Genomic DNA, 12417 nt, shown 5'->3' with positions numbered 1-12417 from the left:
TTGCCTCTTCTCAGTAGCGGATGCGCGGATCGAAGAGCCGGTAGCTCAGGTCGACCAGCAGGTTGATCAGCACGTAGATGCCCGAGGCCACCAGCAGCACGCCCTGGATGACTGGGTAGTCGTGGCGCAGCACGGCGTCGATGGTCAGGCGGCCCAGGCCGGGGATCGCAAACACGGTTTCCGTTACGACCACGCCGCCGATCAGGAGCGCCACGCCCACGCCGATGGTGGTGACGATGGGGTTGGCGGCGTTTTTCAGCGCATGCCAGACGATGGGACCGGACGACAGGCCCTTGGCGCGCGCGGTGCGGATGTAGTCTTCGGACAGGGCTTCCAGCATGGTGGCGCGCGTCATCCGCGTGAGCAGGGCCATGTAGACCAGGCCCAGCGACAGACAGGGCAGCACCAGGTGGCGCAGGTAAGGCACAAGGCCATCGGCCAGCGGTTTGTAGCCCTGCACCGGCAGCCAGCCGAGCTTGATGGAAAATCCGTACACCAGGCTGTAGCCGATCAGGAACACCGGCACCGAGAACGCACAGACCGCGCCCACCATGACCAGCCTGTCCAGCCACTTGCCGGCGTTCCACGCGGCCAGCACGCCCAGCGGAATCGCGGCCAGCACGGCAAACAGCATCGTGAAGAGCGCGATCGAGATCGTGGGGCCCATGCGCTGGGCGATGAGCTGCGACACGGGCATCTGCGTGGACATCGAGGTGCCCAGGTCGCCGACGGCGATATGGCTGATCCAGATGACGAACTGCTGCAGGAGCGGCTTGTCCAGCCCCAGGTTCTGCCGGATTTTTTCGACGTCGTCGGCGGTGGCGTTGTCGCCTGCGATGACCGCCGCGGGATCGCCCGGCGACAGGTGTATCAGCAGGAACACCACGACGGCCACGACGGCCATGACGGGTATGACGGCCGCGATGCGGCGCAGGATGAATTTCACGCTGGATTCCCCCCGGCTTGCGGCCGGGCGCGCACGGCGCCCGGCGTCTGCCTTACGGTTTCTCGATGTTCCACATCACCGGAATGCCGGACTTGATCAGATCGGTCTGCTTCAAGCCGCGCACCGCGAAGACAGGCTTGAATTCGCCCCACATCACGTAAGGCACGGTCTGGTAGGCGCGCGCCTGGATCTGCGCGGCAAGGTCCTTGCGCTTGGCGGCGTCGGTCTCGCGGATCCAGCTGGTGCGCAGGGTGTCCAGTTCCTTGTCGCACGGCCAGCCCGGCAGGCTGTTGCCGCAGGCGGCGGACAGCCACGGGTTAGTGACCGGCGTGCTGGCGTCGAAATAACCGCCCCAGGTCAGGAAGATGTTCCAGCCGCCTTGAGCGGGCGGATCCTTCTTCAGGCGGCGGCCGGCCAGCGAGGCCCAGTCCATCGACTGCAGGTCCACGTTCACGCCGGCCTTCTTCAGGTTCTGCGCCAGCACCATGACGGCCGGGGCGCTCAGGTGATCGGTGGGGTACAGCAGCACCACCTTCTCGCCCTTGTAGCCGGCTTCCTGCAGCAGTTGCTTGGCGCGTGCGGGATCGGTCTTGGCGTAGGGCGCGGCGCCCGCGTCCGTGGCCAGGGGCGAACCGCAGATGTACATGGTGGCGCAGTAGTCCACCCGGTACTTGTCCGGGTAGCCCATCGCGGTCAGCATTTCCTTCTGGCTGACCAGGTAGTACACCGCCTGGCGCGCGAGCGGGTTGTTGAACGGCGGATGCAGCGAATTCAGGATCACCATGCCTTGCGAGGCCACCGACGTGCTCAGCGTGATGTCCGGGTTGGATTCCAGCACCGGCAGGAAGTCGGGCGTGACCTGTTCGATCATGTCGACCTCGCCGTTCATCAGCGCGGCCGTCGACGTGTTTCCATCGGGGATGTAGACCCATTCCACGCGGTCCACCTTCACGTTCTTGCCGCCCGCCAGGCCGTCAGGCGCTTCGGATCGCGGCACGTAGGCCGGGTTCTTCACATAGACGACCTTGTTGCCGGGCACCCATTCATCGCGCTTGAAGAGGAACGGACCCGAGCCGACCATTTCGGTGACCTGGGTGTTCGGATCAGTGGCGGCCAGCCGCTTGGGCATGATGAAGGGCGGCATGCCCGAAGGCTTGGACAGCGCGTCCAGCACGAGGCCGAAGGGCTCTTTCAGCGTCAGCGTGAACGTGTTTTCGTTGGTGGCGGCAAATTCTGCGCCGGCCGCCATCATGGCCTGGCCCAGCGTGTCCTTCTTTGCCCAGCGCTGGATCGACGCAATGCAGTCCTCGGCCGTCACCGGCGTGCCGTCGTTGAACTTCAGACCGGGACGCAGGGTGAAGGTCCAGGTCTTGCCGTCTTCGGACGTGGTCCAGGTTTCCACCATCTGCGGCTTGACCTGGCCCTTGCTGTCCTGCGCGAACAGGGTGTCGAACACCATGTAGCCGTGGTTGCGCGTGATGTAGGCGGTATTGAAATGCGGGTCCAGCGTCTTCAGGTCGGCGTGCGGCACGAGGCGCAGCGTCTTGGTCTGGGCGAGTGCACCGGTCGCGGCGCTCATGGCCAGGAGCGCGGCGGCTCCCAGCAGGCTGAAACGTCTGATCATGGATTTCCCCTTGTTGGTTCTGGTCTGCCCGTCATGGGCGGCAATGGTGATTGGTCCTCGGCCCCCGCCTCAGGCCTTGAAGGGCCATTTCGGCAGCTTGCGCTTCACGAACGGCAGCGTGTTGAGGTCATTCGTGATGGCGCCGGGCGTTTCGACGTAGATGACGTGGCGGCCGACCTTGGAATACGAGGCATAGAAATGCTGCGAAGACTTCACGATGACGAGTTTCATCGCGGCCAGGTCCACGCCGAATTGCGTGAAAAGGTCGGTGCCCATGGCCTGGGTGCGTGAGGTGGTCATGACGAGGGTGACGCCGCCGGTGCGCACGACGGCCACGTCGCCCAGCAGCGCAGGTGTGCCGGCCAGACCAGTCATGACGGCGTCGCGCTTGAGCGCCAGGATCTCGCAATCCAGGTCCAGCGGCTGGCCGGACACCGGCGCCACCTTGCCGCCCACGCGCAGCTTGATCTGCGCGCCTTCGCCGGCCTCGAAGCACAGTTGCACGGCAACCGGATCCCAGAACGGGCCGGTGGCGACATCGGTGATGCCGCGCGCCAGCACGCGTTCCAGGATGAAGGTGGCATCGCTGGGCGCGCCGCCGCCGGCGTTGTCGGCCGAATCGGCCAGCACCACCGGGAATTCCTTGTGCGCCAGCGCCTGGTCCAGCGCTTCGTCCGCGCCGGGGTAGGGCGGCGCCAGCTGATCGCGGAAACCGATGATCTCTTCGCCCAGCGTGCGCGCCAGCGCCTCGGCCTGCGCGGCGTCGCCGTCGGTATAGACCAGCACCTTCGAACCCATGTCCGGCGTGTCGCCCCACGGAAAGCCGTGGGCGATGGACACGGACAGCACGCCTTCCTTGCCTTCCATCGCTAGCAGGCGGTCCACGAAGCTGCGCATCGGCTCGCGGCTGGTGTGCATGATGGAGATCATTTCGCAGTCGTAGACCGCACGCGTGGGGTTGATGCGGCCCTCGGCGCGCGCCACGCACAGGTCGACCAGGTCGAACGCACGTTCCAGGATGTCGGTATGCGGGTATTCCTTGAAACAGACCAGGAAGTCGGCGCTCTCTACCATCGCGTCCGTCAGGTGGCAGTGCGGATCGAGTTCTGCGCCGATCACGGCGTCCGGGCCGACGATCTCCCGCGCGCGGCGCAGCAGGTCGCCTTCGCAGTCGTCGTAGCCGTCGGCGACCATCGCGCCATGCAGGCCGAAGAGTGCGATATCCACCTTGCCCGCGCGGCGCAGGTCGTCCAGCAGCTCATCGCGCAGCGTCTCGTAGGCGTGGCGGGTGGTGATGCCGGCCGGCGTCGCGCCTGCGGTCAAGCCTTCGATCAGCGTCCAGTCCTTGCCCGCGGCGCGCTGGCGCGCGGCCCACAGCGGACCCGAAAACATCTGCATGCGGTCCGGATGCTGGCCGGCGGGGAAGTAGCCGCGCGCCCGGTAGGAAGCCAGGCCGGTCGGAATGGGGGAGAAGGTGTTCGTCTCGGTCGCCAGGGACCCGGAAAAGATCTTCATGAATGACGCTCCGCGCTAGAGAGGGGCTTTGAGGGCGCGGGCATCGGGGCGCGCGCTGGGGGGTGTCGCCCCGCCAGGCGTGGGCCTGGCGGTGTCATGCAATCGAACGAATACGGCGTCAGGCGGCTGCGGGACCCTTGGGCTGGCTGTCGCCCAGCCAGGCCTGCACTTCAATCTCGACATCCACGTCCATGGCCAGCTTGGCCTCGACGGTGGAGCGCGTGGGGAAATCGGAAGAGAAATGGCTGCGGTAGGCCTCGTTGAACTGCGCGAACAGCGCCAGATCGGTCAACCACACAGTCACGCGAACCACGTCCTTCAGGCTGGCGCCGGCCAGTGCGAGCGTGTCCTTGATGCGCTCGATGGCGGCATTCGTCTGGGCGGTGATATCGCCACGCACGACCTGGCCGTCGGCATCCAGCGGGATCTGCCCGGACAGGAACAAAAAGCCGCCCGCCTGAGTGGCGCGCGAGAAGGGCAGGGGCAGGCTGCTGGGGTATCGGGTGATGGCGGTCATGTCGGGGTCTCGGTTAACGGTGACTGGATCAGCGCAAGCGCTCGGGCCGCACGGCGTCGGCATTGACGCCGTGCGCGTGCAGGTGATCGGGTAGGGGCTGGCGCGTCAGCAGCGCGGCGGCAAGCTCGGACGTGGCGGCGGCGGTCTGAATGCCGTAGCCGCCTTGCGCGGCCAGCCAGAAGAAGGCCGGCGTGGCCGCGTCCCAGCCCACCACGAAATCGCCATCGCGCACGAACGAGCGCAGGCCGGCCCAGATGTGCTTCGGGCGGCGGATGGTCAGCGACGTGGCGGTTTCGATGCGGTAGATGCCGGTTGCGACATCCAGCTCTTCGGGCACCACGTCGTGCGCGTCGACCGGATCGGCATTGGCGGGGGAGCCCAGAAGTTGTCCGGCGTCCGGCTTGAAGTAATAGCTTTCGTCCACGCCGACCACGGCGGGCCAGTGCGAAAAATCGACGTTTTCCGGACCGCTGAAGGTAAAGGCGGTGCGGCGGCAGGGTTGCAGGCCGACGGGGGCGGCCCCGCACAGCGTTGCCGTGTGGTCGGCCCACGCGCCCGCGGCGTTGACGACGGCGCGCGCTCGGATCTGGCGCCCGTCGGCCAGGGTCAGCGTCCAGACATCGTTCTCGAACGCGGCGCCGGTCAATTCGGCATTGTTGTGCAGCACCGCGCCCTGGCGGCTCATGCCGCGCAGAAAGCCCTGATGCAGGGCATGCACGTCAATGTCGCGCGCGTCGGGTTCCTCGATCGCCCCGCAGAGCTGGTCTTCGCGCAGGCAGGACACGCGGGCCACCGCTTGCGCGGCGTCGATCAGCGTGACGTTGGGCGACTGGCGGTGGAAGTCTTCGAACACTTCCTGCAGCAGATCCTTCTGGTCCGGCGTTGCGATGTACAGCACGCCGCGCGGGCTAAGCAGCGGATGCTCGCAGAAGCCTTCGGGCGGATGCTCGTAGAACGCGCGGCTGGCGCGCGTAAGCGCCTTGATCTGCGTGGTGCCGTAGGTCTCCATGAACATGGCGGCGGAGCGGCCGGTGGAGTGATAACCGGGTTGGGACTCGCGTTCCAGCACTGCCACGGACGCCGAGGCGCTGAGGCGGTAGGCCACGGAGGCGCCGGCGATCCCGGCGCCGACCACGGCAAAGTCGTATAGGGTTTCAGCAGTCATTTTGTCGGAAGCGAGAATTCTCTTATTTGATAATTCTCGAATACGATAGTTTTTTGACGCGGCTGGAGTAATAGGGGAATGCCCGCATGGGCGCGAAAGGCGCGCGCAATGCGGCGCAGCCCTGCGTGGAGAGGGAAGCCGCGCTACCCCAGCTTGCCCAGCAGCCCGATCAGTTTTCGCCGATCCGCCGCGCCCAGCTTCCCGCTGATACGCGCGTCGTGCGCCTGCACGGCCTCGGTGATGGCGGCCAGCGCGGTGTGGCCGGCCGGCGTCATGGCGAGCGCGTAGGCGCGCCGGTCGCGTTCGGCTTCCTGGCGCTCCACGTAGCCCAGTTCCTGCAACTGGTTGACGATCTGCACCGCGCCCGAGCGCGCAATGCCCAGGATGCGCGCCAGGTCGGTGAGCTTGAGGTTTTCATTGGCGGCGATCAGCGTCAGTGCCGAATAACGCTGCGGCGTGATGTCCCACGGCGCCAGCGCGGCCAGGAAGTCCTCGTAGATCAGGATCTGCGCGCGGCGGATGGCGTAGCCCACCAGATCGTCCAGCGCGCCGTACTGAATGCCGGGCACATGCGGATCGAAGTGTTCGCCGCGGGCAGCAGGGCGGCGAGGGCGTGGGGCGGAGGCTCTGGACATCGGGGGCAGATCGTGAAACGGGGCCTCAACACTAATGCACGCCTCGCCGCCGCGCCACCGGATTGCGGGAAATCCCTCGTGCGAAACGCGTGGCTATTTTGTTATGTTGCATAACAAATAAGACCAGGAGTAGACATGCATATCGTCATTGCCGGGGCCGGGATCGGCGGGCTGACCCTTGCGCTGATGCTGCATCGGCGCGGCATCGGCTGCCGCATCTATGAAAGCGCGCAGGAATTGCGGCCATTGGGCGTCGGCATCAATCTGCTGCCCCATGCGGTCAGCGAGATCGAACAATTGGGCCTCATGCCCCAGTTGGCCGAACGCGCCATCGAGACCTCGCAGCTTCACTACTACAACAAGCTCGGCCAGCCGATCTGGCGCGAGCCGCGCGGCCTCGAGGCCGGTTATCCGCTGCCGCAGTTTTCGGTGCATCGCGGCGAATTCCAGATGCTGCTGGCGCAGGCCGTGCGCGACCGGCTCGGCCCGAATGCCATCGTGCCGGGCATGGTGCTGGAATCGGCCAGCCAGGATGCGGCGGGCGTGCACGCGCAGTTCCGCCGCCGCGCGGACAACGCGCTGCAGGCCGTGCACGGCGACATCCTGGTGGGCGCCGATGGCATCCACTCGGCACTGCGCCGTCAGCTTCATCCCGTCGGGGACGAGCCCCGTTTTTCCGGGCGCATGTTGTGGCGCGCCGTGACCGAGGCGCCGCCGTATCTGGACGGGCGCAGCATGTTCATGGCGGGTCACCAGGACCAGAAATTCGTCTGTTATCCGATCTCCGAACCGCTGCGCAAACAAGGCCGTTCGCTCATCAACTGGATCGCCGAGCTGTCGATCCCCGGCGCGGAACTGCCCGCCACCGACTGGAACCGCAAGGTCGACAAGTCCGTCTTCGCGGACCGCTTTGCCGATTGGCGCTGGGATTGGATCGACATCCCTGCCATCATCGACGGCGCCGAGGCGATCTACGAATTCCCGCTGGTGGACCGCGACCCCTTGCCGCGCTGGACGCGCGGGCGCTTTACGCTGCTGGGCGACGCGGCGCATCCGATGTATCCGATCGGCTCGAACGGATCGGCCCAGGCGATCCTGGATGCGCGCTCCCTGGCCGACTGGCTGGATCAGGCGGTGCAGGGCAAGGCGCGTTCAGCAGAGATCGCGCTGCTGGAGTACGAGGCCGAACGTCTGCCGCGCACCGCCGGCATCGTGCTGCGCAATCGTTTGAACGGCCCCGAACAGGTGATGCAGTTGGCCGAAGAGCGCGCGCCGCAAGGCTTTGCGAACATCAACGACGTCATATCGGGCGAGGAGCTGGCGGCGGTATCGCTGCGCTACAAGCAGCTGGCGGGCTTTGACCCCGCTGCGCTGCGCCTTGCCCGCGGAGAAAAGCCATGAGCGGCGCCGATGCCATCAACGAACCCCACGCGCCCCGGCTGGAACACGTGACCACAGTGGTGGTCGACGTGGGCGCGCCGCAGGAAGTGGGCGATACGCCGCAGGGCCGGCGCCGCGTGATCCCGATCACAGGCGGCACGGTCGACGGTCCGCGTCTGTCGGGCAAAGTGCTGCCCGGCGGCGCGGACTTCCAGATCATCCGCTCGGCAACATTCACGGACATCCACGCACGCTACGTGATCGAGACGCCCGAAGGCGAGCGCGTGTATGTCGAGAACACCGGCATCCGCACGGGCAGCGCCGAGGACATCGCGCGGCTGGCGCGCGGCGAAGCCGTCGATCCGGCGCGCATCTACTTTCGCAGCTATCCCCGCTTTGAAACGTCGTCGCCCGCGCTCGGCTGGATGAACGAAAGCCTGTTCATCGGCACCGGCGCGCGTTATCCCGACCGCGTCGAATTGCGCTTCTATCGCATTTGCTGAACCCGCGGCAGCCGCCGCGGCATTAAAAAAACCAGGAGACAACCATGCAAACGATGCTGCGCCGCCTGCTGGGCGGCTTCATGCTGTGCCTGCCGCTTGCGGCAGCCGCCCAGTTCCCCAATGGGCCGGTGCGCCTGAACGTGGGCTTTCCGCCCGGCACGGGGCCGGACATCGTGGCCCGCACGTTGTCCCAGCACATGGGACCGCTGCTGGGCGAAAGCGTGGTGGTGGAGAACAAGGTCGGTGCGGGCGGGCAAATTGCCGCCCAGAACGTCGCGCGCAGTCCGGCGGACGGCCAGACGCTGCTGCTGGGCGAGGTCGGCTCGATCAGCATTTCGCCTGCCACGTACCGCAACCTGAACTACGATCCGCCGCGCGACTTCGCGCCGATCTCCGAGGTGGTGCGGGCCGACTTCGTGCTGGTGGTGCCGGCCAGCTCGCCGTACAAGGACCTGCCGGCGTTCATCGACGCCGCGAAGAAGGCGCCGGACCGCGTGAACTTCGCCACCTTCGGCGCGGGTACGCCCGGCCATTTCGGCGCGGAGCTTTTCGCGCGCGAGGCAGGCCTGAAGATCGAAGCCATCCATTACCGGTCGACGGGCGATGCCGTGTCTGGACTGGTGTCCGGCGGCGTGCAGGCAGCCTTCGTGACGACGGCCCTGGCCGCGCCCCAGGTGCAGGGCGGCAAGCTGCGCGCGCTGGCCACCACCGGCGCGAAGCGCTCGTCCGCGTTGGCTGACGTGCCGACGTTCGCGGAGGGCGGCCTGCCCGCGGTCAATTTCGGTGCCTGGTTCGCGTTGTTCGCGCCGGCCGGCACGCCCGAGGCCGTGCTGACTCGCTTGCAGGCTGACAGCGCCGCCGCGCTGCGCCAGCCTGCCGCCGTGAAGACGCTTGGCGAAGCGGGATTTGTCGTCGTGGGCTCGGACCGGCAGGCGCTGCAGGCCTTGCTGACCGCGGAGTCCAAGCGCTGGGCCGACGTCGTGAAGGCGACGGGGTTCCGCGCCGACTGAAGCATGGAGGGATCTGGCCGGCCATACGTCGCCGGCCACAGCGATTGCTATAGTCTCGCGCTCATCAATCTTCGCGCTTCACTGGAGACCCGCTGCATGTCCGATCCCACGTTCGATCACGTTCTGTCCCACCCGCCACGCTGTCTGGATGGCGTGCGCGTGACACCCGCGCCCTTGATCGTGGAAGACCGTGGCGAGGTTGCGGTCGCATTCCGCCTGCTAGGCGCCGGCGGCGCGCAGACGGGCGAAATCCTGGGCTTTGACCTGCGCGACTACAACGAACACGTCCAGGACTACGAATTCGTGTCGCCGCTGGCCGTGAAATGGGACGGCGCATCGGAGGATGTCGTGGTGTTCGACAGCGACATCCACGGCTATCACGGCGAGCTGGATTGCTCAGCCAAGATCCGCGGCGAGGGGGCGGCGCAGGCCTTTGCCTGCCCCGCCTGCCAGGGCACGCGGTTCAGCGTCTTCGCCCAGTTCGACTACGACGGCACGGACGAACTCTGGGACGAAGATCCGGACACCGTGCAGAACTTCTTCAGCAATCTCATCGTGGCGGGCCAATGCACGTCCTGCGACACGGTGACGCGCGTCCTGGACATGGACCTCTGACCAAATCAAACGTTTGAACGCGGCCGTCTGGAGGCGGCCGATTGCTCGCGCGGATCGCACCTTACAGCCCCTTTGGCACCATCAGTGGAACAGTATGTTCCAGCCAAAGTGCGTTTGAACGGGTATTCGCGTCATGGTCGAGCCGGTAGAATGCCTCCCATCGTCATCTCTATCTACTGGTCGAAAGGTCAAATAATGAGCAACGCATATCTCGAAGCGCTCAAGCAGCGCCGCACGCAGTATTCGCTGGGCCGCAACCTGTCGGCCTCCAAGGAAGAACTGACCACGCTGATCCAGGAAGCGATCAAGCACAGCCCGTCCTCCTTCAACTCGCAAAGCTCGCGCGCCGTGATCCTGTTTGGCGCCGAAAGCGACAAGCTCTGGAACCTGGCTACGGAAGAAGTGCGCAAGGTTGCGCCCGCCGAAGGTTTCGACAAGACCGAAGCCAAGCTCAAGAGCTTTGCCGCCGGCGTGGGCACCATCCTGTTCTTTGAAGACCAGGACGTCGTGCGCAGCCTGCAGGAAAAGTTTGCGCTGTACGCCGACAACTTCCCGGTCTGGTCCGAGCAATCGGGCGGCATGGCCCAGTTGTCCGTGTGGACCGCGCTGGCCAACGCCGGTGTCGGTGCCAGCCTGCAGCACTACAACCCGCTGATCGACGCCGCCGTCGCGCGCGAATGGAACGTTCCCGCCTACTGGAAGCTGCGCGCGCAGATGCCGTTTGGCTCGAACGAAGCCGGTTTCGGCGACAAGGCTTTCATGGACGACGCCGAGCGCTTCCGCGTGTTTGGCTGATCGAATCCGGGGGCGTGCCGCGCACACCCCGCATGACCGCTGTATTCAGGCCCGCATTGCCCCACACGGCAATGCGGGCCTTGTCATTGGCGGGCGGGCTGAATGGGCAAGCCGGCAATGCATCCCGGTGGTATCCGTTTGACCGAGCCCCCATATCGCCTGCAGCGGATGGCGCTATAGTCGACCGATCCCCACCAGGAAGGAGATGTCATGCAGACCAACGAGATCCATCGCGGCCGTCTGATCGATCACATCCAGCTTGTCGTGCGCGATCTGCCGGCCAGTCAGCGCTTCTACCAGGCGGTGTTCGATGCCCTGGAGGTGCCGATGGGCGGCACGGCCGACGACTACTTCTGGGCGGACGAGCTCTTTGTCTCGTCGGCTGACAGCCAGGCCGCACTGGGCCAGTTGACGGGACGCCATCATCTGGCGTTCCAGGCCCGAGATCAGGCGATGGTCGACGCGTTTTACAAAGCGGCGCTGGCTCACGGCGGCAAGGACAACGGCGCGCCGGGATTCCGCGAATACCATCCCGGCTACTACGGCGCCTTCGTGCTGGATCCGGACGGCAACAACATCGAAGCCGTGTTCCATGGCGAGGCCCAGCGCAGCGCGCCGTCAGTCAAGGTGACGTTCTGACCGGAGCGTTTCCGTGCAACTGCGCCATCTCCGGTACTTCGTGAAGATCGTCGAGGCGGGCAGTTTTTCCCGCGCGGCGGCGCTCATTCCGGTGGCGCAGCCGGCGCTCAGCCAGCAGATCGCGGCATTGGAAGAAGAGCTGGGCGTGACGCTGCTGCATCGCAGTGCGCGGGGCGCGCGTCCCACGGCCGCGGGCGCCGCGCTCTACACGGAAGCCGCATCCATCCTGAGCCGCATGGAGCGCATTCCGCAGATCGTGCGCTCGCTCAGCGGCGACATCCAGGGCGTCGTGCGCATCGGCATGTCGTCGACGCTGGCGTCGTTTCTGGCGGGCGAACTGATGGAAAAATGCCGGGCGGCGCTGCCCAAGATCAGCCTGCGTTTCAGCAGCGATGCCAGCGGCCAGCTGGGCGCCCGCATCCGCGACAGCTCGCTGGATCTGGCGCTGGTGTTCGAGGACGAACCGACCACGGGTTTTGCGCGCCAAGCGCTGTTCCGGCAACGGCTTTTCGTGATCAGCCCGCGCAAGCCCGGGCGCCGGCCGTCCGCCATGCGCTTCGAGCAACTGGCCGACATGCCGCTCATCCTGCCCGCGCATCCCAACATGACACGCAATCTGCTCGACCGGCTGTTTTCCGAGGCCGGCATCGCGCCGCAGGTGGTGGCGGAAACCGAGGTCTTTTCCGGCATGCTGTCGGCGGTGCAGGCGGGCATCGGCCACACCATCCTGCCGCTGGGCGATCTCTCGGGGCAGCCGGGAAACGCGATGGTGTCCGCCGTGCTGATCGAGCCGCCCGTCTATCTGACGGCGGCAGTCATCGCGTCCAACGACGTGCCGCTGGCGCCGCCCGCCGAGGCGGTGCGCACACTGCTCAGCGAGTTCGTGATGCAGCAGGTGCAGGAAAAAGGACTGGCCGGCGCGGAGCCGCTTCCTTCCTGACGCGCCGCTAAAGGCCATATCCGCGGCCGATACCCGCATATCGACACAGTATTTTTCCAGCTTCGCCGGCAGGCGCAATCTTCACGCTCATGCAGCAACCGCAATGTCTGCGGCCTGCAGAACTGGAGAGTGA

At 66.2% G+C, this 12417-nt stretch carries 13 protein-coding genes; 7 read left to right on the top strand and 6 right to left on the bottom strand.

The window, feature by feature from the left end:
* Positions 1–10: 10 nt before the first annotated feature.
* The 6 genes from B2W22_RS01405 to B2W22_RS01380 all read right to left on the bottom strand — a co-directional run bounded on the left by B2W22_RS01405 (position 11) and on the right by B2W22_RS01380 (position 6402).
* Positions 11–946, bottom strand: a complete 936-nt coding sequence (locus tag B2W22_RS01405) for an ABC transporter permease (protein ID WP_175123077.1) — start codon at positions 944–946, stop codon at positions 11–13.
* A 52-nt stretch (positions 947–998) separates the two neighbouring features.
* Positions 999–2570 (bottom strand): ABC transporter substrate-binding protein, encoded by a 1572-nt coding sequence (locus tag B2W22_RS01400; RefSeq protein WP_286935980.1) that lies wholly within the window; start codon positions 2568–2570, stop codon positions 999–1001.
* Between the two features lie 69 nt (positions 2571–2639).
* Positions 2640–4085, bottom strand: a complete 1446-nt coding sequence (locus B2W22_RS01395) for a M81 family metallopeptidase (protein ID WP_175184181.1) — start codon at positions 4083–4085, stop codon at positions 2640–2642.
* 118 nt (positions 4086–4203) lie between these two features.
* Positions 4204–4602, bottom strand: coding sequence for a RidA family protein (locus B2W22_RS01390; protein WP_175123074.1), 399 nt, complete (start codon positions 4600–4602; stop codon positions 4204–4206).
* A 28-nt stretch (positions 4603–4630) separates the two neighbouring features.
* Positions 4631–5767, bottom strand: a complete 1137-nt coding sequence (locus B2W22_RS01385) for an NAD(P)/FAD-dependent oxidoreductase (RefSeq protein ID WP_175137265.1) — start codon at positions 5765–5767, stop codon at positions 4631–4633.
* Positions 5768–5910: 143 nt separating this feature from the next.
* A complete protein-coding gene (locus tag B2W22_RS01380) occupies positions 5911–6402 on the bottom strand; it encodes a MarR family winged helix-turn-helix transcriptional regulator (RefSeq protein ID WP_175123072.1) in 492 nt (163 codons plus the stop codon).
* A 135-nt stretch (positions 6403–6537) separates the two neighbouring features.
* On the opposite strand from B2W22_RS01380, the gene B2W22_RS01375 reads away from it, so the two are divergent.
* From B2W22_RS01375 to B2W22_RS01345, 7 genes are all read left to right on the top strand, one after another.
* The gene (locus B2W22_RS01375) at positions 6538–7803 is read left to right on the top strand and encodes a flavin-dependent oxidoreductase (RefSeq protein ID WP_175184183.1); all 1266 of its coding nucleotides are present in this window, start codon (positions 6538–6540) and stop codon (positions 7801–7803) included.
* Positions 7800–8285 carry a DUF3237 domain-containing protein gene (locus B2W22_RS01370; RefSeq protein ID WP_175123070.1) on the top strand — a complete coding sequence of 162 codons (486 nt, stop codon included), beginning with the start codon at positions 7800–7802 and terminating at the stop codon, positions 8283–8285. Before B2W22_RS01375 ends, B2W22_RS01370 begins: the two co-directional genes overlap by 4 nt.
* Before the next feature lie 44 nt (positions 8286–8329).
* Positions 8330–9295 (top strand): Bug family tripartite tricarboxylate transporter substrate binding protein, encoded by a 966-nt coding sequence (locus B2W22_RS01365; protein WP_175184184.1) that lies wholly within the window; start codon positions 8330–8332, stop codon positions 9293–9295.
* A gap of 96 nt (positions 9296–9391) precedes the next feature.
* Entirely contained in the window at positions 9392–9910 is a 519-nt protein-coding gene (locus B2W22_RS01360; protein WP_286935979.1) for a hypothetical protein, read from the top strand.
* A gap of 195 nt (positions 9911–10105) precedes the next feature.
* The gene (locus B2W22_RS01355; protein ID WP_175123067.1) at positions 10106–10705 is read left to right on the top strand and encodes a nitroreductase family protein; all 600 of its coding nucleotides are present in this window, start codon (positions 10106–10108) and stop codon (positions 10703–10705) included.
* 210 nt (positions 10706–10915) lie between these two features.
* Positions 10916–11344, top strand: a complete 429-nt coding sequence (locus B2W22_RS01350; protein WP_175184186.1) for a VOC family protein — start codon at positions 10916–10918, stop codon at positions 11342–11344.
* A gap of 13 nt (positions 11345–11357) precedes the next feature.
* Complete coding sequence (locus B2W22_RS01345; RefSeq protein ID WP_286935978.1) at positions 11358–12284, top strand: LysR substrate-binding domain-containing protein; 927 nt, start codon at positions 11358–11360, stop codon at positions 12282–12284.
* The last annotated feature ends 133 nt before the right edge of the window (positions 12285–12417 follow it).

It is taken from the genome of Achromobacter sp. UBA4530 (assembly GCF_002388205.1).
Lineage (GTDB): Bacteria > Pseudomonadota > Gammaproteobacteria > Burkholderiales > Burkholderiaceae_B > Achromobacter > Achromobacter animicus.
This window is presented reverse-complemented; position numbering and strand designations above follow the sequence as displayed.

Coding starts and splice junctions, on each gene's coding strand:
- B2W22_RS01360 (WP_286935979.1), top strand. CDS start 9,392: ATGTCCGATCCCACGTTCGATCACGTTCTGTCCCACCCGCCACGCTGT.
- B2W22_RS01380 (WP_175123072.1), bottom strand. CDS start 6,402: ATGTCCAGAGCCTCCGCCCCACGCCCTCGCCGCCCTGCTGCCCGCGGC.
- B2W22_RS01400 (WP_286935980.1), bottom strand. CDS start 2,570: ATGATCAGACGTTTCAGCCTGCTGGGAGCCGCCGCGCTCCTGGCCATG.
- B2W22_RS01375 (WP_175184183.1), top strand. CDS start 6,538: ATGCATATCGTCATTGCCGGGGCCGGGATCGGCGGGCTGACCCTTGCG.
- B2W22_RS01355 (WP_175123067.1), top strand. CDS start 10,106: ATGAGCAACGCATATCTCGAAGCGCTCAAGCAGCGCCGCACGCAGTAT.
- B2W22_RS01385 (WP_175137265.1), bottom strand. CDS start 5,767: ATGACTGCTGAAACCCTATACGACTTTGCCGTGGTCGGCGCCGGGATC.
- B2W22_RS01370 (WP_175123070.1), top strand. CDS start 7,800: ATGAGCGGCGCCGATGCCATCAACGAACCCCACGCGCCCCGGCTGGAA.
- B2W22_RS01365 (WP_175184184.1), top strand. CDS start 8,330: ATGCAAACGATGCTGCGCCGCCTGCTGGGCGGCTTCATGCTGTGCCTG.
- B2W22_RS01350 (WP_175184186.1), top strand. CDS start 10,916: ATGCAGACCAACGAGATCCATCGCGGCCGTCTGATCGATCACATCCAG.
- B2W22_RS01390 (WP_175123074.1), bottom strand. CDS start 4,602: ATGACCGCCATCACCCGATACCCCAGCAGCCTGCCCCTGCCCTTCTCG.
- B2W22_RS01395 (WP_175184181.1), bottom strand. CDS start 4,085: ATGAAGATCTTTTCCGGGTCCCTGGCGACCGAGACGAACACCTTCTCC.